Raw genomic sequence first — 23,173 nt, 5'->3', positions numbered from 1 at the left:
CGGCGTGCAACCGGGATTTCATCCGCATCTCTTTTGTTTTTGGTCAATATGCGTAAGATCACGCCCCTCCGGTAGGGCGTAGATGTGCTTTGTAGGGTAATTTTGTGCTGCAAAAACTCGTCGACCTCGGACCGGTGATGAAGATGATTTCCCTGCCGCGCGCTCGGCAGCGATTGCACACCATGCCGACGAGCACCGGCTACGACGTGAGAACGGATGCCGGCTACAGCTGGGATGGCCGCAGGCGCGGGCAGACGCCGTTCACAGTGATGCAGCACACCATCAGCGGCACTGGAAACCTGCGTTACGGAACCAGGTCCTACCGCATCGCTCCGGGCGAGACGATGCTGTTGGTTGTTCCGCATTCGCACCGCTACTGGGTTGAAAAAGGCGGGCGCTGGGAGTTTTTCTGGATATCGATGCATGGGGCGGAAGCGTTGCGCATCCACAGAGAAGTCCTGGCAACGAAAGGACCGGTGTTCAGCCTTCGGGCAGCCACCGTCGATAATCTGGCCGACTGCGCCTACCGGCTGGTCAAAGGCGACGGCTCAACGCCGGCACGCGCCTCGGCAATTTCCTACGAGGCGGCCATGGCACTCTATGACGACGTGTTCCAACTACACGGAAATGACGTGGCGGAGAATTCGGTAGTGCGTCAGGTGACTGACTATATCGGTGCGCATCTGCATCTGCCGTTGCCGGTCGATGAGCTGGCGCGGCTTTCCGGTCTCAGTCGCGCCCATTTCTCACGTGTGTTCGCGGCGCATGAAGGTATTCCTCCGGCTGAGTTCGTCCTCAACAGACGCCTCGACCGCGCCGCAAAGCTACTGACCATGTCCGCCGACCTTCCGGTGAAGGATATTTCCGGCATGTGCGGCTTCGAAGATCCCAACTACTTCGCCAAGGTATTCCGACGTGGCTTCGGCGTCAGTCCGACAGAATTCAGAACCACTGGCATGTATGCAAGCGCCGGTTATCAGCAGGGGCAGATTTTGGACAGATGACAAATAGCGCTGACCTGTCACCCTTTGATGGCTGCTTTTAGCGCGAGAGAGACCGTCAACCTGGTCACTCGGACATCGGCTTTCAGGAGGCGGCAAAGCTGGCCTTGTAAGCAAAAAGCGTCCCGAAAGGCGCCTCTCAATAGCTTGATTCCCTTGAAAGAACTTGGAGCGGATGAAGCGATTCGAACTCTCGACCTCAACCTTGGAAACGTCTATTTCTGCCAACGCCGCCTTATCCGAATCTTCGCTGCCAATCCGAGATGATCAAGACCAGAAAATGATGCAGGTTCTCTGGACCAGCGTGGCTGCTGAGCAGACGCAGCTTCCTGGCTTCTGCATATGGACCCTCTTGGGTAATTGATAATTGCGCCGTCATGTTCCAAAACAGGTCGGCAGACCCGCGAGGATGGTTTCGTGCGGGGTCGTCCACGGTCCTCAGGCGAGAATTCCAAAAGACGTTCAACAATGACCCAGCACGTACAAAATGCTCGAATTCTCATGTACAGCCACGACACGTTCGGGCTCGGCCACTTGCAGCGCTGCCGGACGATCGCGCATTCGCTGGTCGAGGATTTCCGCGGACTTCAGGTGCTTATCATTTCGGGTGCGACTATCGCTGGCGCCTTCGACTACCGCGCCCGTGTCGACTTCGTGAAGATCCCCAGCGTCATCAAGTTGCGCAACGGCGAATACACCTCGCTGGAAAAGGATATCGATCTGCATGAGACGCTAAGGATGCGCCAGTCGATCATCCGCCACACAGCCGAGACCTTCCGGCCGGATATTTTCATCGTCGACAAGGAACCGCTCGGCCTGCGCGGTGAGATCGAGGACACGCTGTCCTACCTCAAGACGCGGGGCACCACGCTCGTGCTTGGCCTGCGCGAGGTGATGGACGCGCCGCATCTGCTCGAAGCAGAGTGGGCACACAGGGATGTGATGCGCAAGATAGGCCTGTTCTACGACAAGGTCTGGGTCTATGGTCCGCCGGATTTCTACGATCCGCTGATCGGTTTGGACGTGCCGCCGGCTGTCAGGGCAAAGATGAAGTTCGTCGGTTTCCTGCAACGGAGCCTGCAGAAGAACGAGTTGCCCGGCCACCGGCCCGACGGCGATTATATCCTCGTTACCACCGGTGGCGGCGGTGACGGCGGCGACCTGATCCACAGTGTCATCGATGCCTATCAGCAGGATCCGCAATTGCAGCATAGGGCGCTGATCGTGCTTGGGCCTTACATGCCGGCGCGCAAGCGCAACAAGCTGCTCAAGAAGGGGGCCAAGATCCCCTATGTCAAGATCATCGAGTTCGACAACCGCATGGAAGATCTCATTGCCGGCGCCAAGGCGGTCGTGGCGATGGGAGGTTACAACACCTATTGCGAGATACTGTCTTTCGACAAGCCGGCGCTGATCGTGCCGCGCGTCAAGCCCCGCGAGGAACAACTGATTCGAGCACGGCGCGCAGCCGAACTCGGCCTCATTGAGATGCTTTTGCCGGAAGAAGCCGAGGATTCCCAGCGGTTTGCCAATGCGCTGGAGGTGCTGCCGGCCCGGCCCGGCCCATCGCAGAGCCATCCGCATCTGACGCTGGAAGGGCTGCCTCACATTTCTGAAATCGTCTCGGAACTGCTCGACCGGCGGGGCGGCCATCACCTTTCGGTCATTGAAGGCATGATCTGAGTTGCAACATCGCAAGATCGTCGTGGTTCTGAAGGGCTATCCGCGGCTGTCGGAAACCTTCATCGCGCAGGAACTGCTCGGTCTGGAGCGTGCGGGGTTCGACCTGATACTCTTCGCCCTCAGGCGGCCGACCGACGCAAAACGCCACCCCGTGCATGACGAGATCAAAGCGCCCGTCCATTATCTGCCGGAATATCTGCATGAAGAGCCGCTGCGCGTGGTTCGCTCGCTGTTTGCTTGTCTGCTTCGGCCGGGCTTCTGGCGCGCGCTCGGATCGCTGGCTATCGACCTCGGCCGCGACTTTACGCGCAATCGCGCGCGCCGCTTCGGGCAAGCGCTCGTGCTGGCGGCCGAATGGCCGGAAGACGCGGGCTGGCTGCACGCACATTTCGCGCACACACCGGCATCGGTGACGCGCTATGCCAGCCAGCTTCGTGGCCTGCCCTGGAGCTGCTCGGCTCATGCCAAGGACATCTGGACTTCGGCGGACTGGGATCTGGCTGGCAAGCTTTCCTCGGCCCGCTGGACGGTCACTTGCACGAAATCCGGCTTCGACCGTCTGAAAAAACTCGCTAACGGCAACGCGTCTGTGCATCTGAGCTATCATGGGCTCGACCTTGATCGCTTCGGCAGTTTCGGCGAGGCGCGAAAACAGCATGACGGCTCGGCGCCGGACCAACCGGTTCTCATTCTGAGTGTCGGGCGCGCCGTTGAAAAGAAAGGTTACGATACGTTGCTGGAGGCCCTTGCCCTCTTGCCTGGTGATTTGGCGTGGCGTTTCGAGCATATCGGCGGCGGCGAGGAACTGGAACGGTTCAAGGCGCTGGCGCGAAAGCTCGGCCTGGATGGCCGCGTCTTTTGGAAAGGCGCGCTGGCGCAGGAGGAGGTGCTTGAGCACTACCGCTGCGCCGACATCTTCGCCCTGGCCTGCAGGATCACCGCAAATGGCGACCGGGACGGTCTGCCGAATGTTCTGGTGGAGGCGACTAGCCAGCGGCTTGCCTGCGTGTCGACCGATATTTCCGGCGTGCCGGAGCTTCTATCGCCGGATGAAACCGGGCTGCTGGTTCCGACGGAAAACCCAATTGCCCTGGCGCAGGCGCTGGAGCGCCTGATCCGTGATCCCGTGCTGCGCGCCCGCCTCGGCGACGCCGCAGAGCGGCGCGTGCGCGGTAATTTCGATCATTTGGCAAGCATTGGACAGCTCAAGGAACTGTTCGAGCGGGAGTGGCGGGCCGCCGAATGAAGCGGCTGCGCGCTTTCTTCTATGTCCAGCACCTGCTCGGCATCGGCCATCTCGCGCGCGCCAGCCGCATTGCGGCGGCTCTGGTCGATGACGGGTTTGACGTAACCGTCGTGACCGGCGGAGCGCCGATCGCGGGGTTTCCGGGAGTGGGTGTGAAATCTGTAGCCCTGCCACCTGTCACCTCCGGTGATGAAGGATTTTCCGGACTTGTCGACCTGCAGGGCAAACCCATCGACGATGATTTCAAGAGATGGCGTTCAGAGATGCTGCTGCAGGCCTTCCGGGATTGCAGGCCTGATATCGTCATTATCGAGGCGTTTCCATTTGGACGCCGGCAGATGCGTTTCGAACTCCTGCCGCTGATCGAGGCCATCGACGCGACGTCGCCCAGACCGCTGCTGGCGACGTCGGTCCGTGATATCCTTCAGCAGCGCGTTAAGCCGGGCCGAAACGAGGAAACGGTCGATCTGATCAACAGGCATTTCGACCTTGTCATGGTCCACGGCGATCCGGCTTTCGCAACCATCGACAAGACATTTCCACTGGCTGGGGCGATCATGGCCGAGGTCACCTACACAGGACTCGTTGCCGCGCCGCCATCGCCCGCGGCCTCCGCGCGGTTCGACGTTCTGGTGTCGGTTGGCGGCGGGGCTGCCGGAAAGAGCCTTGTCAGCTCCACGATCGCAGCGGCGCGGCATGCCAGCAACACTTGGAAATGGTGTTTGATCACCGGCCCCAACCTGCCGAAAGACGAGTTTGACGCGATCACACGCGATGCCTCGCCGGTCCTGTCCATCTTCCGGTTCCGCGAGGATTTCGCCAGCCTGCTGACCGGCGCCCGCCTGTCGGTCTCGCAGGCGGGTTACAACACGGTCTGCGATGTCCTGCGCGCGGGTTGTCGCTCTCTGCTCGTTCCATTTGCAGCCGGCGGGGAAACCGAACAGACGGTTCGCACCCTGAGGCTCGAAGAACTCGGTCTTTCAACGGTGCTGATGGAGAAGGACCTAACGCCTGAAGGTTTGGCGCAAGCGATCGAACAGGCGCTTGCGGGACCGACGCCAGCCGCGCATCGTCTCGATCTGGAAGGCGCGCATCGCTCGGCGCAAATTCTGCGCCAGAGGTATCGAACATAGTCCCCAAAAATGGGGCCCGGTTTCGAAAAAGTTCATGATCAAACAGACGATAGATGCTAACGCGTCGCGTCTGGCGAGGTTCGTGCGACGCGCTTCAACTCCTCGTTTATGCATGTCGTTGTCCCAAACCGGGCGAAATGCGTCAAACAGTTCCAATCAGCATAAAGCGCGTATAATTTTTTGTCGGCAGTTCGCCGGAGAACCGCACCTCCCGTAACGCCGCCATTGCTTCGAAGGCTGCAAGCGAAGCCACGCAGTTGATGTGCGTCGGCTCGCTGAAATAATCGTTCGATTGCAGCAGTACAGTCGTGCCCCGCGGAAGCAGGGCAAGCCAGGCGCGCAGATCGGCTATGTGTTCGCAGCTCGTATTGACCATCAGGTCGGGCCGCCCGGCCGCATAGTCGAGTGCGTACATATCTGCCGTCAGCGCCCGAAACCGGTCACCGGCTTCCCGGTTGAGGGTCCGGGCGACCGGCGCGACTTCGGGATCGATGTCGATGCTATCGACCGCCGCGATATCGAAGCGAGCGTCGTTAAAAAGCATAGCCGGCAATACGCCGTACCATCCACCCAGAACCCATATGCGCCCGAACCGGCCGCCGCAGCTTTCGAACAGCCTGTCGAGCGCCCACATCTTGCAGGCGACCTGCTTGTGGTTGAAGGCGTTGGCGATATCGGCGTTCGGATGCCTGGTGATGACGCGCGCCAGCGCTGCCACCAGGGGGCAGTTGACATAGGCAGCAATTCCCCGCGTCAGGTCAAAGGCTTGCTCGTGCCAGTCCATGCCGGCATTGCGTGGTTGCGTGACATCCATCATATTCGTCTTGTAGGTTGGGATTTCGGGCGACACAACGCAATCTTGCCTCCCGGAAGGCTGTTGATTCGCGGACGTGATTATGCTGCAAGCCGCTTCGCCATTGCCCGGTGCCGGAGAGAGCCTGTTGCATCTGTCCGGACCAGCGGCGTCCATTCGCCAGCACCAGCCGCGCAGCTGCTGCCTCGTGCTGCTCTTCTATTCGCCGAAACCCTACCGAAGCCGCGAACCGTTTGGCCAGCCGCATTCTTCGATGATCAGCAATGCCGATGTCGTTGTCATCGACCATGCGCCGGAACTGGATCGCGCCGCCTCGCATGTTCCTTCCATCGTTGAGCGCAGGACAATCTCCGTGCGCTGCAGCTTCGAGCTTGTCTTTGGCGACGAAGAAATTGCCGATACGCCATTCGCCAGCAGGTGCTTTTACATCCTGCATCGTTCCAACTGAAGGGTCCACAGCCGCATATGGAACCCAGCCTAGCCCGCTATATCTGGACGCACACCAAGAAGCAGCAGCTCTGGATATTGATGATCGTCGTGCTTTCGATGATCCCGTATTTCATGTCCTTCGACCTGCCGAAGCTGATCATCAACGGCCCGATCCAAGGTAGCGGGTTCGAGCAACCGGGCGCGACCCAGCCATTCATGAGGCTGCACTATAACCTGCCGTTCATCGGAGAGGTCCAGTTCTTCTCCGGTTTTCAGCTCGACCGCGTGGCGACGCTGTTTGCGCTGAGCCTTGTGTTCCTCTTGCTGGTCGTCATCAACGGCCTGTTCAAATTCTATATCAACACCTACAAGGGCCGCCTCGGCGAACGCATGCTGCGGCGTATCCGCTTCGATCTGGTCGATCGTGTGCTGCGGTTTCCGCCGTTTTACTTCAAGCGGGTGAAATCCGCCGAAGTGGCGACGATGGTGAAGGACGAGGTGGAGCCGCTGGGCGGCTTCATCGGCGATGCCTTCGTGCAGCCGGTGCTGCTCGGCGGCCAGGCGCTGACGGCCATGCTGTTCATCGTGGTCCAGAATTTCTGGCTCGGAATGATCGCGGCCGGGATCGTGGCGGTCCAGATCGTGCTCATCCCGCGAATGCGGCGGCGGCTGATCGTGCTCGGGCGCGAACGGCAGTTGACGGCGCGCGCGCTTTCGGGCCGGGTTGGCGAAATCGTCGACGGCATCGGCGCGGTTCACGTCCACGACACATCAAACTACGAGCGCGCCGACATAGCTGCCCGGCTCGGGCTCATCTTCAAGATCCGCTTCGATCTTTACCAATGGAAATTCATGGTGAAGTTTCTGAACAATTTTCTCGCGCAGCTCACGCCCTTTCTGTTTTACATGATCGGCGGGTATCTAGTCATCCAGGGGCGGCTGGACGTCGGTCAGCTCGTGGCCGTGATCGGCGCCTACAAGGACCTGCCCGGACCGATGAAGGAACTGATCGACTGGGATCAGGCGCGGCAGGATGTCCAGGTCAAATATCAGCAGGTCGTTGAACAATTCACCGTCGATCGGCTCATTGCGCCGAGGATCGGGGCATTGACGATCGACGATCCCGATCCGATGACCAAGCCCCTGTCGGCGATCGGTCTGTCGATAGCAGATGATGGCGGTGCAATGCTCCTCGACCGTGTCTCCCTCAAGATCAAGCCGGGTGAGACGGTGGCGCTGCTCAGTACCGCAACAGGTGGAGCCGAGGCGCTTGCAGAAGCCTTCGCAAGGCTGAACTGGCCGGACAGCGGAAGGGTCGCTTCGGGCGCCGACGATTTGCTTGAACTCCCCGAAGCAGTGACCGGCCGGCGCATGTCCTATGCCTCGTCGGATGTTTTCCTGTTCCAGGCAAGCCTACGCGATAACCTGCTCTACGGGCTGAAGCATGCGCCGCTGACATCGGTGCCTTATGACGATGCTGCGGCAGACCAGCACCGCTGGAACATGCATGAGGCGCGCCTGTCGGGCAATCCGGATCTTGATATCCACAGCGACTGGATCAACTATGTTTCCGCCGGCGCTACCGGCCCGCACGACCTCTTTGAAGCCGTGCGCCGGGTACTCGACGCGGTTGTTCTATCGCGCGATATCCTGGATCTTGGCTTGCGCTCTTCGGCCGATCTCACGCGTCACAGCGAGCTTGCCCGGCGGATCGTCGAACTGCGTGCGGCGCTGCGAACCCGGCTGGAACACGAAGGGCTGAGCGGACTGGTGGTTCCTTTCGAACCGGGCGCCTACAACAAGGAAGCAACGATCGGCCAAAACCTGCTCTTCGGCGCTGCCGCCGGCCCCGAACTGGCCGACAGGGCTCTGGCGGCCAATCCCTATTTTGCTTCTGTGCTGAGGCAAGCCGGCCTCGACCGCACGCTCTACGAAATGGGCATGGAGATCGCCGAACAGGCGATCGAGCTGTTTGCCGACCTGCCGCCCGATCACCCGTTCTTCCAGCAACTTGCCTTCATGAGCGCCGAGGAGATACCCACCTACGAAACCTTGCTGCAACGGCTCAAGAACCGTCCCCACGAGGCGGTTTCGGAGAGCGACCGCGCCATGATCGTCACCTTGAGCTTTGCCTATATCGAGCCCCGGCACCGCTTCGGCCTGCTGAGCGACGAACTGATGAGCAAGATCGTCGCTGCACGCAACCTGTTCTATGAAAACCTGCCGCCCGAGCTGCAGAATGCCATCGAACGGTATGATCCTGCCAAATACATTGCCGCGGCCACCGTCATGGATAATGTCCTGTTCGGGCGTGTGGGCAACAACCATCCCGACGCGCCGGATCGCATACGCTCCATCGTCTATGACATTCTTGACGAACTTGGGCTTTATGCCGAACTTCTGGATGTCGGCCTGGACTTCAACGTCGGCTCCAGCGGCAGGCGGCTGACCAGCGGGCAGCGACAGAAACTCGATGTTGCCCGGGCCCTGCTCAAGCGTCCTGATTTTCTCATTCTCAACCGGCCGCTGTCGGCGCTCGACCAGCGCATGCAGGACAAGGTGCTGCGGAACGTGCTCGAGGAAGCCAGGCGCGACGGCCATTCGCCGGCAATTGTGTGGGTCGTGACGAATCCGGCGATGGCGATGATGTTCGATCGCGTTATCGTCTTCGATTCGGGTAAATTGGTGGAAGACGGAACACCCGAGACACTTTTGGCAGGGAACGGTACATTCAAGGGACTGTTGTCATAGAGCAGCGGACATTCAGATGGGATCATTCTGCCGGTGGGAATTTACTGCAAGGTCAAGGGATTCGACGATGGGCGCAGCGAGGCCACATCCCGCCGAAACCCGAAGGGTTTGCCGCAGATTCATCCGGCTCTTCGAGTTTCCGGTTGGCGGACGCCATTGCCAGGTGGCATCGCCCGATCGCACGACATCGGGCTCGCCACCTTTCGCGCGGTTCGTCTCGCCATCCCGGAAACAGAATTCATTCCATCTGGGCGTCCATTGCTCTAGTCTGGCAAACGCGAATTTTGGGAAGGTTTGCGACAATGCTGCTCAAGGATGAAGTTGCAATGCTGCAACGCGTTCCCTTGTTCTCTGCCATCGACCCGACAAAGCTCAAGCTGCTTGCGTTCACATCCGATCGTGTGAGCTACAGCGCCGGCCAGATCCTTTTCCGGCAGGGCGACGAGGGAGACGCCGCCTATGTCATCCTTTCAGGCAGGGCGGATATTCTGGTCGATTCCGACAGCGGACCGATAAAAGTTGCCGAACTGGAGCCAAATTCGATTGTTGGCGAGATCGCCATATTGTGCAACAGCTCTCGCACCGCCACCGTCAGAGCGGCAAGTCCGCTGGAAGTCTTGAGGATCCGCAAGGATCATTTCCTGAGGCTTATGAGGGAGTTCCCGGAAATGACCATCGAGATATTGCGGGTTCTTGCCGATCGCCTAAGCCATACGACCGCGGATCTGATCGACGCACGAAGCACCAAATAACGGATGACGTGCGCTCGATCCTCGCCGTCGCGATGGCACTGGCCTCTTGCTGAGAAGGTTACCCCGGAGAAAACCTGTCTCGCCTAGCAGCAGTTGTTTGGCTACGATGGGCGACGGGGACTGGGAAGGGGTAGCATGGACTACGAAGTTTTCCTGGTCAGGTTTTGGGGCGTGCGCGGCAGCACTCCGGTATCAGGGCCAGAATTCTCTCGCTATGGCGGCAACACGAGCTGCATTGAGATGCGATGCGGCAAGCATACGCTTCTGTTCGACGCGGGCTCTGGCCTACGGCCTGCCGGCGCCGCGCTTCGGGCGTCAGGCGTGACCGATTTCGACCTGTTTTTCACCCATTGCCATTACGATCACATCATCGGGCTGCCGTTTTTTGCGCCGATCTATGACCGGAGCGTCAAGCTTACGCTTTGGTCCGGGCATCTTGCAGGACGCATGACGACCCGGCAGATGGTCGATGAGTTCATGCGGCCGCCGTGGTTTCCGGTGAAACTGGAGATCTGCAAGGCAAGCCTCGACTGCCGCGATTTCGTATCCGGAGACGTGCTTCGCCCGCGCGAAGGGGTGGTGGTCCGAACCGGCAGTCTTATCCATCCGGGCGGCTGCATAGGCTACCGGGTCGAATGGGGCGGCCGGGTCGTGGCGGTGATCACAGACACTGAGCACGAGCCGGACAAACTCGATCAGGCGGTGCTCGCCCTGATCGAAGATGCCGACCTCGTCATTTACGATTGCACCTACACCGACCAGGAAATGAAACGCCGCCGCGGTAACGGGCACTCGACCTGGCAACAGGGCGTCAAGCTCTGTGAGGCGGCCGGTGCGCGGCGGCTTGCGCTGTTTCACCACGATCCGACACGCACCGACGAGCAACTGGACGAGATCGAGCAACTGGCCAAAGACAGGTTTGCCGGCGCTTTTGCCGCTCGGGATGGCCAGACGCTCGAATTTCCGGGCTCGTTGCACAAAAAGCGCTGAGCTATTTTCCTCTACCGGCGCTGCGCCCGATCAATGTCCCGATCGGAAGCCATGCGCAGGCTTCAGTCTGTGAGGTGACTGTGAACAGCCGTTCGAGGAACAGCCAGGCCGATTCATCATGTACGAGATGGTGGGTGAGCAGGCCGACCGGTTCGCCGCCGCCGATTGCACGCTGCAATTGCGCGATGATAGCCTGAACCAATAGGCCATGATCTCGGCAGCCGCGCGTGCCATGCCAATCCATGATGTCGACATTGCTGTTGATGACCGCCAGTGGAGCCGGCTTCGGCGGCCCATAGACCGACAATGCCGCAAATCCTATCGATCCAAGGTTGGGTACCAAGCCGGCGTCGATCCTGTTCCAGGGTGGCACCAGCATCGGAACGGCACGTGAGCCGTGCAGGCCGGTTACGTGCGACAGCCCGCGAGCCAGGTCATCGAGCACCGACTCGCGTGGCCGATGCGCGCCGAGCTCCTGCTTTTTCTGGTCCTCGGGCGCATGATTTCGGTGCGCCCAGCCATGGATGGCGACCGCGGCATGCGGCGCCTCGTCAAGCCGGACGACAAGCTTCTCATCAGTCAGGGCCGGAATGACGGCAAGAGTGACCGGAACCGCGAATTCACCGGTGAGGTCGAGCAGCCGATCGAGCGCAGGCGTCGGATCCACGGCGTCATCGTCACGCAGCCAGAACTCTGCCTTTCGGTCCGCCCGTTGCCGGCACGCCAGTTCTTCCACCAAGGGCTGCCAGATCCGATCGGATGTCATGAGACCGGGATCTTCGCAAGAAGTTCGGCCAGACGCCCCGCCGCAACACCGAGGGAGCGTTCTTCGAGGATGAAACGTCTGGCTTCCGCGGCCATGATGGTTCTTTCGTCGTTGCGGGCGAGAAGCCTTTCAATGGCAGCAGCGAACGCCGCCACATCGCCCGGCGGGGTGAGAAACCCGGTCTGGCCATCCCGCACGACCTCCGGCACGCCGGCGATGTCCTGAGCCACCACCGGAAGGCCGGCGGCCTGTGCTTCAAGATAGGCAACGCCATAGGCCTCGCCGTAACCCGGCCAGACGTAAATTCCCCCACTGTAGAGGACATCCGCCACGGCGGCTGGCTCAATCGCGCCAAGCCATACGATACGGTCGGCGGGCAAGCCGGCGAATTGCGCTTTGACCTCGTCACGGGCAGGCCCATCCCCGACGACCGACATGGTCCAGGGCAGGTGGCCGATCGGACCGAGCGCCTGCGCCAGCATGCGATAGCTTTCGACTTTGTCGCCCGGGCGCATCATGGCGACGGTAACGAGGCGCGTCGGACAACCCCGTGTCGGCATTTCCCGGAATGCCGATGTGTCGATGAAGGGCGAGAGCATACCGAGAGCGGCGTCGGGAATCGCATCCGCCAGTCCCTGACGATCCCTTTGCGTGAAGCAGATGTTCAGCGCTGCCTGTTCGACGGCTCGCGCCACCAACGCTTGCGTGTCGGCCCACAAACCGGCGTTGCGCCGCCTCGAATAGGAGGCTTCCGCTGTCACACAGGGGATAGCAAAGGCCGACGCCAGTTCGGGTCCGATCAGGTCGGGCGCCTTGTAATAGGGATGATAGGAGAACCAAAGATCGGGCTTGCCGTCACGATCCCAAAGCTTTTTTAGCCGCGCGGCTTCCTCTCGGGCTTCGATCTTGAGCGCATCGAAACTTTTCGGAACCGGTTCGCGTAGATAGAAGCGCAATTCGGATGCCAGTTCGACGCTATGCCCCGCATGCTCCAGCGCCTTGACCAGCGTCCGTGCCATCTGGCGGTCGCCGGAGGCAACGGGATGATTGGGCGACTTCAGCGGCGCGTAGAAGGCAATTCGCATCGTCGGACCCTATCATCGGAAAGCCTGCGCAAGTCAATTTCGAAGCATGATCGACTCACTTTCAAGCAGTGGAATGTGGTATCTGATGCTCATGGAAACAGCTGCAGCGTCCGATCCGTTTGTCGCTTCTTTGCCGGTCTTCGCAAGGTTCGAAAGCGTTGCCGATATCGATAACTATCGGCCTCTCCCGGATGGCTGGGCGCTGGCCACCGCCGACATCGTCGGCTCGACCAAGGCGATCGACGCTGGGCGCTATAAAACCGTCAATATGGCCGGCGCCAGCGTTATCTCGGCGCTGCTCAATGCGCTGGGTCGGCGGGATCTTCCCTTTGTCTTCGGCGGCGACGGCGCGCTCGTGGCGTTTCCCGGCTCGGCACTGGAGATCACCCGCAGCGCGCTGGCCGCTGTCCAGAGATGGGTGGCGGACGAACTGGACCTGACCTTGCGTGCCGCAATCGTGCCGATAGAGGATATAAGAGCGCAAGGCCTCGACGTTCGCGTGGCGAGGTTCCGGGCCTCCGAAGCGGTCTTCTATGCCATGTTTGCGGGCGGTGGCGGCAGTTGGGCGGAAGCCGAGATGAAAGCGGGGCGCTACCGCATCGATCCTGCGCCAGCCGGCACACGGCCGGATCTTACCGGCCTCTCCTGCCGCTGGAACCCGATCGACGCCCGGCATGGCGAAATCGTCTCGATCATAGCCGTCCCGGGGCCGTCGCGCGACTTGCGCGGTTTTCAGTCTTTGGCTTCCGACATCATCGCCCTTGCCGGGGGGCAGGAACGCGATGGCCACCCGTTGCCGGCGAACGGTCCGGCCTACAGTTTTTCGCCCGCCGGCCTCGATATCGAGGCGCGGGCCATGGCGCCGGCAGGATGGCGGTGGCTGTCGAAGCTGTGGATATTGTTCCAGCTGACGCTTACGGCTGTCACCGATAGATATGGCTGGACGATCGGCAGCTTCGATCCGAAGATCTACAAACGCGACGTGGCCAGCAATTCGGATTTCCGGAAGTTCGACGACGGCTTGAAGATGACTATCGACGTTGACGCGGATGTGTTGCAACGGATCGAGAACCGGCTGAAACAGGCGGAAGAGGCGGGCATCTGCAACTATGGCCTGCACCGCCAGAAATCGGCCTTGATGACATGCCTCGTCGCCTCGCCGCTGCAGCGCGATCACGTTCATTTCATCGATGGCGCCGCCGGCGGCTATGCGATGGCCGCCGCAAGCCTGAAGGCGAAGGTGCCGGCCTGACGGCAGCTTGCGGAAATCGATTTTCCGCAATATGCCTCGGGGTTCTTGGGGAACCAGGTGAGCCTCGCCATGGGCGCGGTCGGCCTGTCCGAATTGACGGAAAGCAGATTTTTGGACGCCTCACGATCGACATATGACCGTCTTCTAAACCTGATTTCGACGCGCACCGCGCAAGTCGGCGTGATCGGGCTGGGCTATGTCGGGTTGCCGCTGGCAGTTGCGATCGCACGCGCCGGCTTCCCGGTTTCCGGCTTCGACATCGAAGCCCAGAAGGTCGAGAGCCTGAACAACGGCCAATCCTACATTGAGGCGGTGACGTCGACAGCCCTTGCCGGCCAGGTGGCGAGCGGACGGTTCCGCGGCACTGCGGATTTTGCCGAACTGGCCGTCTGCGATGTCATCATCATCTGCGTTCCGACACCGCTGACGAAAAACCGTGAGCCGGACCTCTCCTTTGTCAGGAACACGGCAGGCACCGTCGCGAAGCATCTGCGTCCCGGCCAGCTGATCGTGCTGGAATCGACCACCTATCCCGGCACCACCGACGACGTGATCAAGCCGATACTGGAAGAAACCGGCTTGCAGTCCAAGATAGACTTCTTCCTCGGTTTCTCGCCCGAACGCGAGGATCCCGGCAACCGCAGCTTTGAAGTCGCGACAATCCCCAAGGTCGTGGCAGGCGACGGCATTGAAGCGGCGATACTCGTGCAGGCTTTCTACCAGGGCGTGGTCAAAACCGTCGTTCCGGTTTCCACCACGGCGACCGCCGAGGCGGTCAAGCTGACGGAAAACATCTTCCGCTCGGTCAACATAGCCCTGGTCAACGAGTTGAAGGTCGTGCTCGGTGCGATGGGTATCGACATCTGGGAGGTGATCGAGGCGGCAAAGAGCAAGCCCTTCGGCTACATGCCTTTTTATCCTGGCCCCGGACTCGGCGGGCACTGCGTTCCGATCGATCCCTTCTACCTGACGTGGAAGGCGCGCGAATACGAAATGCCGACCCGCTTCATCGAGCTGGCGGCAGAGATCAACACGGCCATGCCGCGTCATGTGGTCGATGAACTGGCGAAGGCGCTGGACCAGCGCTGCGGCAAGGCGCTCAGCCGCTCGCGCATTCTCATCATCGGGCTCGCCTACAAGAAGAATGTGCCCGATATCCGCGAAAGCCCCTCGTTGCGGCTCATTGAACTCATCGAGGAATGGGGCGGCAAGGCGGAATTCCACGATCCGCATGTTACCGAGATCCCGGCCACACGGGAGCATATGGCGATCAAGGGGCAGCGCTCGGTCGAATTGACCGAGGCGGTATTGAAGGATTTCGATGCTGTCGTCGTTGCAACCGACCACGACGCGATCGACTATCAGGCGATCGCTGATCACGCTCTTCTGATCGTCGACACACGCAATGTTTTTGGCCGCCTCGGGCTGGCCCGAGAGACGGTGGTGAAGGCCTGACCGCGTCTGAGCCGGCGAGTTTTTTTGCCTGATGTCAGGATCGTGATTGCACTCCCCCGGCAGCCTCGCCACATAATGCCCCTCGCCGGCTTTTGCCCAAAGCCGGCTTCATTGACTTCGAGGGTCTTATCCCTGGGGTCGTTAGCGGAGCGTGTTGGGGCGGATCAAAGGAGAATGGCTCGTCTTCGACGGGTCTCAAGACAGCATGAGCACAGCGCAAGCAGAAATTTCCAGCATTCTCATGGACAAGGTTGCCGATTGGCTCACCCAATCGGCGCTGGCGGGCGACGCCCTGGAAACATTGGTAAAGGGTTTTTGTGAACGGCTGGCTGCTGCCGGCCTGCCGCTGAAGCGGGTGCATTTGAGCTTTTCGATGCTTCATCCGCTTTATGACGCGCTTGGATTCACCTGGCTTCGCGGCCAGGGCATGGAAGTGGAAGGCTTCCGCAAAGAGGACGGCGCTCATTCTGACAGATTCCTGACCAGCCCATACTACCATCTGCTCAGCAACAAGCTCGACCATCTGCGGCGCCGGCTCGACCCGTCGGTACCGTCGGAATTTCCTGTTTTCGATGACCTCAGGCTTATGGGCGTGACCGACTACATGGCATTCGTGCATCCCTTCAACGGCAATACCAGTCAGGGCATGCTCGGGTCCTGGTCGACCGACAGCGCTGCAGGCTTCAGCGACAGCATGATTTCAGCGCTGCTGCGCATCCAGAACCATCTCGCTATCGCAACGAAGATGGCGGTGCTCACCAAGCTGGCCGACAACATGATGACCACGTATCTCGGCGGCGACGCCGGCAGGCGCGTGCTGGACGGCCAGATCAAGCGCGGCGAGGGCGACACAATCCGGGCCGCACTGGTCATGGCCGATATGCGCGGCTCGACAAGGCTTGCCGAAACTTCCGGCCGCGAAATCTACATCGATACGCTGAACCAGTTCTTCGATGCCATTGCTGCACCTTTCAATCGCAAAGGCGGGCAGATCATGAGTTTCCTGGGGGATGGCTTCATTGCCGTCTTCCCTTGCGAAAGGCACCGCTCGCAGTCCGAGATCGCCTGCCAGGCTGCTCTTGCGGCAGCGCACAAGGCCACGGCGCGCATGAAAGATCTCAATCTGCGCAGAAAGGAGCAGGGATTGGGCGACATAAACTTTGGCATCGGCCTGCATGTCGGCAATGTGATGTTCGGCAATGTCGGACTTACGGACCGGCTCACATTCTCTGTCTTCGGCTCGGCTGTAAACGAGGTCCAGCGCCTCCAGACCCTGACCAAGAAATATCCGCACAGCGTTCTCGCCAGCAAAGACTTCGCCAGCTATTGCGGCGCCAACAGCTGGCTGACGCTCGGCAACGAGGAACTGGCGGGCGTCAAACAGAAGCTGACGGTGCTTTCACCCGATCTGTCGGGTGCTCTCGCACTCGATGAAGACGGTGCGCTGGAGCCGATTCACGACCGAATATCCGACGCCGAGCAGGTCATGCTGCTTCATCGCGATGCAGCGCGGCTGTCGGCGGCCGACCGGAGGAAGCTCCAGTAACCGCCACGATCTGATCCGAACGCCTTTGGTGCGCAGTCCGGTCGCCGGTTCCGCCAGGGAACTGGCGACCGATTTCGAATCCAAGTTGCTCTGCGCTGCCAATGCGTTAGTCTCGCTTTCTGGGCCCGCCGCCCGGCGGGCTGCCAGAGTGGGGCTGGTGTGAGAATGAATTCGGGTGTTGATCTGCTGCGGATCGAGGATGTTGGCATCTCTTTTGCCATTATCGGCGGACCGTTGCATGCCGTCAGACGTGCAAATCTTCGCGTCTTGCCCGGCAAGGTCACTGCGCTTGTAGGCGAGTCCGGTTCCGGAAAATCGGTTCTCAGCCAGGCAGTGATGGGCATTTTGCCGAACACAGCCCATGTTCGCGGCCGTATCCTGTTTTCCGATCCTGAAAAGCCCGGCACGACGCAGGATATCCTGCAGATGCCGCGTGACGGACCCGAAATCCGGGCGTTGAGAGGCAGCCGCATCGGCAAGATCTTTCAGGAGCCGATGACATCACTGTCGCCGCTGCACACGGTCGGCAATCAGGTCAGCGAATCCCTGCAGATTCATACGCCCATGGCGCGGGCGGAGCGCAAGGCGCGGGCCGAGGAAATGCTCGACCTTGTCGGCTTTCCCAACCCCAAGCGCGCCTATGACATGTATCCGTTTGAACTTTCGGGAGGATTGCGTCAACGCGCCATGATCGCCATGGCGCTTATCTGCCGGCCCGCCCTGTTGATCGCCGACGAGCCGACAACGGCGTTGGACGTCACCATCCAGGCGCAAATCCTGCAATTGCTGCGCGGGCTTCAGGCCAAGCTGAACATGGCGATGCTGCTGATCACGCACGACCTTGGCGTGGTCGCCAATGTCGCCGACGAGGTGGTGGTCATGTACCATGGCGAGATCATGGAAGCGGGACCTGTCGAGGCGATATTCCGCCGGCCAGGCCACCCTTACCTGAAGGGCCTGATGGCAGCCGTTCCGCATTTCGACCTGAAGCCTGGCGAAAGGCTAAAGGCGCTCCGCGAGGTGCCGGTGAATGTCGGGAACCTGCTCGGCAAGCAGACGGCGCCGGCATCGAAGGGGCCGGACGACATCCTGCTGTCGGTCAGGGATCTGACAAAGACCTTCACCATCCGCAAGTCCGGATGGTTCGGCGGAGATCATCAAACCTCTGTTCGCGCTGTCGACGGCGTGAGCTTCGATATCAGGCGGGGTGAGTGTCTGGGTCTTGTCGGCGAAAGCGGCTCCGGCAAAACCACCGTCAGCAAAGTCCTCATGCGGGCTGTCACACCAAGCGACGGCTCTGTGATTTTCAACGGCAGCGATGGTCCGATCGACGTCCTGGAAGCCGAGGGAGACGCCCTGCGCATGCTGCGCGCGAAAATCCAGATGGTCTTCCAGGACCCGGTTTCGTCGCTTTCACCTCGCATGACGGTGGAGAACATCTTGAGCGAGCCGCTGGAAATCCATCAACGTGGCAATGCCGCGTCCCGACTCGTCACGGTCAAGAGCCTGATGCAGGCAATCGGGCTCGATCCGCGCTTCATAAAGCGTTATCCGCACAGTTTCTCCGGCGGGCAGCGTCAGCGTATCGGCATCGCGCGCGCGTTGGCGCTGGGGCCTGAACTCCTGATCTGCGACGAGCCGGTTTCGGCACTCGATGTCTCCGTCCAGGCGCAGATCCTGAACCTTCTGAAGGACCTGCAGAAGGAACTGGGCCTGACCTACCTGTTCATATCCCACAACCTGGCGGTGGTGGACTACATGGCAGACCGCATCGCGGTGATGTGCGGCGGCCGTATCGTCGAGCTCGCGCCGCGCGAAATTCTGCTTAGGAAACCGGTCCACCCCTACACGCGCTCACTGGTCGCCGCAGTACCTTTCCCCGATCTCGACAGGCCGATGGACTTCAAAACGCTGAAGCTCGACGGCGCTTCCGACACCAGCGCATGGGGACCGCAATTCCGCGACGAGAGCGACAAGGATATGCTGTCGCCGCTCGACCTTGGCGGCGGCCACCTCGTGCTGGCCCGGCGTACGGCCGATGTCAGCGAGTTACGCCATTGATCAGCCGGCGCACCGTCCTTGGACTTATGGCTTCGGCATTTCTGCCGGGCACGTCGCGCGCCGGCGATCTGGAGCCGGAATTTCTTCAGCCGCAGCTGAAGGCCAAGGCGCTGCCGGCACTCGCCGAACGCTTGCCCAAGAGCCCGCGCGCGTTGAACCTCGCCGCGATGGGCCGGCAGCCCGGCCAGTATGGCGGCACGCTGCGCACGATCATCGGCAGCCAGAAAGATATCCGGATGATGACGATCTACGGGTATGCTCGCCTGGTCGGCTATGACGAAAAGCTCAACTTGCAAGCCGACATTCTCGAAAGTTTCGACGTAGCGGATGATCGCATCTTCACTTTCAAGATTCGGGAAGGCCATAAATGGTCTGACGGTAGCCTGCTGACGCCGGAGGATTTTCGCTATTGCTGGGAAGATGTCTGGCTGAACGATGAGCTTTCGCAAGGCGGGCTTGCCCCTGCCCTGCTGGCGAACGCCAAGCCGCCACGCTTCGAGATCGTCGATCCGTCGACGGTCCGCTATAGTTGGGATGCGCCCAATCCCGACTTCCTGCCCAAGCTTGCTGCTGCTTCGCCGCTATCGCTGGTTCTGCCGGCCACCTATCTCAAGCAGTTCCACAAGAAATACCAGGATCCATTTCGGCTCGCCGGCCTGATGAAGGAGAACCGGGCCAAGAAATGGACGCTCCTGCATATCCGCATGTCGCGGCAGTATCGCCCGGAGAACCCGGAACTGCCGACGCTCGATCCATGGCGGAACCGGACCAAGCCCCCGGCCGAGCAATTCGTCTTCGAGCGCAACCCGTTCTTTCATCGAGTGGACGAGAATGGCCGGCAAATGCCCTATGTTGACCGGTTCGTCATGAATGTCAGCTCGCCGGCGATCATTTCCGCCAAGACCGGTGCGGGCGAGAGCGACCTGCAAAGCATCGGAATTGACTTCACCGACTACTCCTTCCTGAAGGATGCGGAGAAGCGCTACCCGGTGAAGATGCATCTCTGGAAACGCACACAGGGTTCGCGGCTGGCGCTGCTGCCCAATCTGAATTGTGCCGACCAGGTGTGGCGTGGCCTTCTTCGTGACGTTCGCGTGCGCCGCGCCCTTTCGCTCGCTGTGGATAGGCGCGAGATCAATTTGGCCGTGTTCTACGGACTGGGGCAGGAAAGTGCCGATACGGTCCTGCCGGAGAGCCCGCTCTACCGGCCGGAATTCGCGAAAGCCTGGGTCGCCCATGATCCCGACCAGGCCAATGCCCTGCTCGACGAGGCCGGGCTTCAGACGCGTGACGATGAAGGCATGCGGATACTTCCCGATGGACGCCCTGCGCAGATCATAGTGGAAACGGCCGGCGAAAGCACGCTGGAAACCGACGCGCTCGAACTCATCACCGATCACTGGCGCAAGATCGGGATCGCCCTGTTCATCCGGACTTCGCAGCGCGATATCTTCCGCAGCCGCGCGCTTGGCGGCCAGATCATGATGTCGATGTGGTCGGGCATCGACAATGGCGTGCCGACCGCCGACATGAACCCGTACCAGTTGGCCCCAACTATGGACGACCAGCTGCAATGGCCGCTCTGGGGTGCTCACCACTTGTCTCATGGCAAGCTCGGTGAGGCGCCCGATCTTCCGCCTGTGGTCGAGCTGATGGCTTTGCTCAAGCGCTGGAAGGCATCGACCGAAGCCACGGAGCGTGCCGAAATCTGGAATTCAATGCTGTCGATCTACACCGATCAGGTGTTTTCGATCGGCACCGTGAACGGAACGCATCAGCCGGTTCTGGTGTCCTCGCGGCTGCGCAATCTGCCTGACAAGGCGCTCTACGGCTACGACCCGACCGCCTATTTCGGCGTCTACATGCCGGATACATTCTGGCTTGGAGAGTCCTGAGCGTGCTTCGATATTTTGTCTGGCGCATTGCCGTGATGGTTCCAACGCTGCTGGTCATATCGGCACTGGTGTTCACGATCATCGAACTTCCCCCTGGCGACTATTTCGACAGCTATGTTGCCGAGCTTCGGGCTCAGGGCGAAGCGGTGGATTCCGATCGCATCGAGATGATGCGCAAGGACTATGGTTTCGACCAGCCACCGGTCATTCGCTACTTCTACTGGGTCGGCGGGATGCTGCGCGGCGATTTTGGCTATTCCTTCGAATATGAGCTGCCGGTCCGCGACGTCGTCGGGGACCGAATGTGGCTGACCGTGCTGGTTTCCTTCGTCACGATCATCTTTACCTGGCTCATCGCCTTTCCGATCGGCATGTACTCCGCCACGCATCAATACAGCTGGGGCGACTATGGCCTGACTCTCTTCGGCCTTCTCGGCCTTGCCATTCCGAACTTCATGCTGGCGCTGATCCTGATGTATTTCGCCAACATCTGGTTCGGCACATCCATCGGCCATCTCATGGACCAGCAATATCTCGGCGAGCCGATGAGCTGGGCCAAGGCGAAGTCGATCCTCGCCCATCTCTGGATTCCGGTCTTGATCATCGGCACCGGGGGCACGGCAAGCATGATCCGGCGGCTGCGCGCCAATCTCCTCGACGAGCTACACAAGCAATATGTCGTGACCGCGCGCGCCAAGGGACTTCATCCGTTCAAGGCGCTGGTCAAATACCCGCTGCGCATGGCGCTCAATTTCTTCATTTCCGACATCGGCTCTATCCTGCCGGCCATCATCTCCGGCGCCGAAATCACGGCGATCGTGCTGTCTTTGGAAACGACCGGGCCGATGCTGATCAAGGCGCTGCAAAGCCAGGACATGTACCTGGCAGGGTCGTTCCTCATGTTCCTCGCCTTCCTGACGGTCATCGGTGTCCTGATTTCCGACCTGGCGCTGGCGCTGCTTGATCCAAGAATTCGTTTGCAGGGCGGTAGCACCAAATGAGCACGCATTCGCCGCTGCCCGCTCCGGGTGCTCCGCTGCAACACTACGTTTCCACCGCGCCCTTTGACCTGGAGTCGGTCGAGGCGATGACGCCGGAGCAGTCGAAGGTCTTTCAGGCGTCGCAGTTGCGGCTGATGTGGTGGAAATTCCGGGAGCACCGGCTTGCCGTTATTTCAGGCATATTCCTGGCAGCGCTTTATTTCGGAATACTGATCTGCGAGTTCCTGGCGCCCTACAATCTGCACACGCGAAACATGGATTACATCTATTCGCCGCCGCAGCGGGTGCACCTGTTCCACAACGGCCAGTTCGTCGGGCCGTTCGTTTATGGCCGCCAGATGACGCTGGATATGGACACGCTCAAGCGGAACTACATCGAGAATCAAGATGATGTTCAGCGGATCCGTTTCTTCTGCAAGGGCGACAGTTACCGGTTCTGGGGCCTAATCGAAGGTAACAGGCATCTTGTCTGCCCTGCCGAAAACGGCCAGCTCTTTCTGGCCGGCACCGACAGGCTGGGGCGCGATGTGCTCTCGCGCATCATCTATGGCGCACGCATTTCACTGACAATCGGCCTCGTCGGCATCAGTTTCAGCTTCCTGCTCGGCATTGTGATCGGCGGACTGGCCGGCTATCACGGCGGTATATTCGACCTGATCGTTCAACGAATAATCGAAGTTCTGCAGTCGATCCCCAGCATCCCGCTATGGCTGGCTCTGGCGGCGATCATGCCGATAACCTGGAGTCCGATCCTGATCTATTTCGGCATCACCGTCATTCTCGGGCTGCTCGACTGGACCGGACTGGCGCGGGCCGTGCGTTCCAAGCTTCTAGCCTTGCGCGAGGAGGATTACGTTCTGGCCGCGCAATTGATGGGCGCCAGAAGCAGCCGCATCATCGGGCGGCATCTCATTCCCGGCTTCATGTCGCATCTGATCGCGACGGCGACGATCTCCATACCCGGCATGATCCTGGGCGAGACGGCGCTGAGCTTCCTCGGGCTCGGCCTGAGGGCGCCGATAACCAGCTGGGGCATCCTGCTCACCGAGGCGCGCAGCGTCAGCGTCATCGCGTTCTATCCATGGCTGCTTTTGCCGATGCTTCCCGTCATTCTCGTCATCCTGGCGTTCAACTTCCTCGGCGACGGCCTGCGGGACGCCGCAGACCCCTATAAGTGAGATCGCTATTCCGCCGCGCGTCGGCCGCCGACTCCACCCGGTATGATCCTGTCGGCAGCCTGTTCGGTTATTGCAGCGTTCATCGTTCGCCTCTATAGGTGCCGAGACGCAATCGGGGTTTAACACGTCGCCCTC

18 protein-coding genes are annotated in these 23,173 nt (G+C 60.5%); 14 read left to right on the top strand and 4 right to left on the bottom strand.

Going from position 1 to position 23,173, the window contains the following annotated elements:
* The first annotated feature begins 143 nt into the window (after positions 1-143).
* The 4 genes from AC0L17_RS16495 (at position 144) to AC0L17_RS16480 (ending at position 5,063) form a co-directional block, all read left to right on the top strand.
* On the top strand, positions 144-1,004 hold the full coding sequence (locus tag AC0L17_RS16495; protein ID WP_473516607.1) for a helix-turn-helix domain-containing protein: 861 nt from the start codon (positions 144-146) through the stop codon (positions 1,002-1,004).
* A 465-nt stretch (positions 1,005-1,469) separates the two neighbouring features.
* Entirely contained in the window at positions 1,470-2,684 is a 1,215-nt protein-coding gene (locus AC0L17_RS16490) for a glycosyltransferase family protein (RefSeq protein WP_473516606.1), read from the top strand.
* Between the two features lies 1 nt (position 2,685).
* Positions 2,686-3,930 (top strand): glycosyltransferase, encoded by a 1,245-nt coding sequence (locus tag AC0L17_RS16485; protein ID WP_473516605.1) that lies wholly within the window; start codon positions 2,686-2,688, stop codon positions 3,928-3,930.
* Positions 3,927-5,063 carry a glycosyltransferase family protein gene (locus AC0L17_RS16480; protein WP_473516604.1) on the top strand — a complete coding sequence of 379 codons (1,137 nt, stop codon included), beginning with the start codon at positions 3,927-3,929 and terminating at the stop codon, positions 5,061-5,063. The genes AC0L17_RS16485 and AC0L17_RS16480 overlap by 4 nt, the downstream gene beginning before the upstream one ends.
* 142 nt (positions 5,064-5,205) lie before the next feature.
* On the opposite strand, the gene AC0L17_RS16475 is transcribed toward AC0L17_RS16480, so the two are convergent.
* Both AC0L17_RS16475 and AC0L17_RS16470 read right to left on the bottom strand, forming a co-directional pair.
* On the bottom strand, positions 5,206-5,877 hold the full coding sequence (locus AC0L17_RS16475; protein WP_128168964.1) for a class I SAM-dependent methyltransferase: 672 nt from the start codon (positions 5,875-5,877) through the stop codon (positions 5,206-5,208).
* The gene (locus AC0L17_RS16470; RefSeq protein ID WP_473516603.1) at positions 5,822-6,313 is read right to left on the bottom strand and encodes a hypothetical protein; all 492 of its coding nucleotides are present in this window, start codon (positions 6,311-6,313) and stop codon (positions 5,822-5,824) included. The genes AC0L17_RS16475 and AC0L17_RS16470 overlap by 56 nt, the downstream gene beginning before the upstream one ends.
* A 29-nt stretch (positions 6,314-6,342) precedes the next feature.
* Between AC0L17_RS16470 and AC0L17_RS16465 the strand changes: the two genes are divergently transcribed.
* The 3 genes from AC0L17_RS16465 (at position 6,343) to AC0L17_RS16455 (ending at position 10,799) form a co-directional block, all read left to right on the top strand.
* Positions 6,343-9,057 carry an ABC transporter transmembrane domain-containing protein gene (locus tag AC0L17_RS16465; RefSeq protein ID WP_473516602.1) on the top strand — a complete coding sequence of 905 codons (2,715 nt, stop codon included), beginning with the start codon at positions 6,343-6,345 and terminating at the stop codon, positions 9,055-9,057.
* A gap of 302 nt (positions 9,058-9,359) precedes the next feature.
* Positions 9,360-9,809, top strand: a complete 450-nt coding sequence (locus AC0L17_RS16460) for a cyclic nucleotide-binding domain-containing protein (RefSeq protein ID WP_091594718.1) — start codon at positions 9,360-9,362, stop codon at positions 9,807-9,809.
* A 135-nt stretch (positions 9,810-9,944) separates the two neighbouring features.
* Positions 9,945-10,799: an MBL fold metallo-hydrolase gene (locus tag AC0L17_RS16455; protein WP_128168946.1), complete on the top strand. Its 855-nt coding sequence runs from the start codon at positions 9,945-9,947 to the stop codon at positions 10,797-10,799.
* 1 nt (position 10,800) lies between these two features.
* Here AC0L17_RS16455 and AC0L17_RS16450 read toward each other — a convergent pair whose 3' ends face one another.
* Together AC0L17_RS16450 and AC0L17_RS16445 are read right to left on the bottom strand one after the other, a co-directional pair.
* On the bottom strand, positions 10,801-11,565 hold the full coding sequence (locus AC0L17_RS16450) for a polysaccharide deacetylase family protein (RefSeq protein WP_473516601.1): 765 nt from the start codon (positions 11,563-11,565) through the stop codon (positions 10,801-10,803).
* Positions 11,562-12,650 (bottom strand): glycosyltransferase family 4 protein, encoded by a 1,089-nt coding sequence (locus AC0L17_RS16445; RefSeq protein WP_473516599.1) that lies wholly within the window; start codon positions 12,648-12,650, stop codon positions 11,562-11,564. The genes AC0L17_RS16450 and AC0L17_RS16445 overlap by 4 nt, the downstream gene beginning before the upstream one ends.
* A gap of 73 nt (positions 12,651-12,723) precedes the next feature.
* Here AC0L17_RS16445 and AC0L17_RS16440 point away from each other — a divergent pair, with 73 nt between their 5' ends.
* The 7 genes from AC0L17_RS16440 to AC0L17_RS16410 all read left to right on the top strand — a co-directional run bounded on the left by AC0L17_RS16440 (position 12,724) and on the right by AC0L17_RS16410 (position 23,038).
* Positions 12,724-13,902: a DUF3095 domain-containing protein gene (locus AC0L17_RS16440; RefSeq protein ID WP_473516597.1), complete on the top strand. Its 1,179-nt coding sequence runs from the start codon at positions 12,724-12,726 to the stop codon at positions 13,900-13,902.
* Positions 13,903-14,013: 111 nt separating this feature from the next.
* A complete protein-coding gene (locus AC0L17_RS16435; RefSeq protein WP_473516650.1) occupies positions 14,014-15,357 on the top strand; it encodes a nucleotide sugar dehydrogenase in 1,344 nt (447 codons plus the stop codon).
* A gap of 205 nt (positions 15,358-15,562) precedes the next feature.
* Positions 15,563-16,903 (top strand): adenylate/guanylate cyclase domain-containing protein, encoded by a 1,341-nt coding sequence (locus AC0L17_RS16430; RefSeq protein ID WP_473516596.1) that lies wholly within the window; start codon positions 15,563-15,565, stop codon positions 16,901-16,903.
* A 165-nt stretch (positions 16,904-17,068) separates the two neighbouring features.
* Positions 17,069-18,964, top strand: a complete 1,896-nt coding sequence (locus AC0L17_RS16425; RefSeq protein WP_473516595.1) for an ABC transporter ATP-binding protein — start codon at positions 17,069-17,071, stop codon at positions 18,962-18,964.
* Positions 18,961-20,859, top strand: coding sequence for an ABC transporter substrate-binding protein (locus AC0L17_RS16420; RefSeq protein ID WP_473516594.1), 1,899 nt, complete (start codon positions 18,961-18,963; stop codon positions 20,857-20,859). Before AC0L17_RS16425 ends, AC0L17_RS16420 begins: the two co-directional genes overlap by 4 nt.
* 2 nt (positions 20,860-20,861) lie before the next feature.
* A complete protein-coding gene (locus AC0L17_RS16415; RefSeq protein ID WP_023797971.1) occupies positions 20,862-21,860 on the top strand; it encodes an ABC transporter permease in 999 nt (332 codons plus the stop codon).
* The gene (locus AC0L17_RS16410) at positions 21,857-23,038 is read left to right on the top strand and encodes an ABC transporter permease (RefSeq protein ID WP_473516593.1); all 1,182 of its coding nucleotides are present in this window, start codon (positions 21,857-21,859) and stop codon (positions 23,036-23,038) included. The genes AC0L17_RS16415 and AC0L17_RS16410 overlap by 4 nt, the downstream gene beginning before the upstream one ends.
* The last annotated feature ends 135 nt before the right edge of the window (positions 23,039-23,173 follow it).

This window comes from Mesorhizobium sp. WSM4829, assembly GCF_055811475.1.
This window is presented reverse-complemented; position numbering and strand designations above follow the sequence as displayed.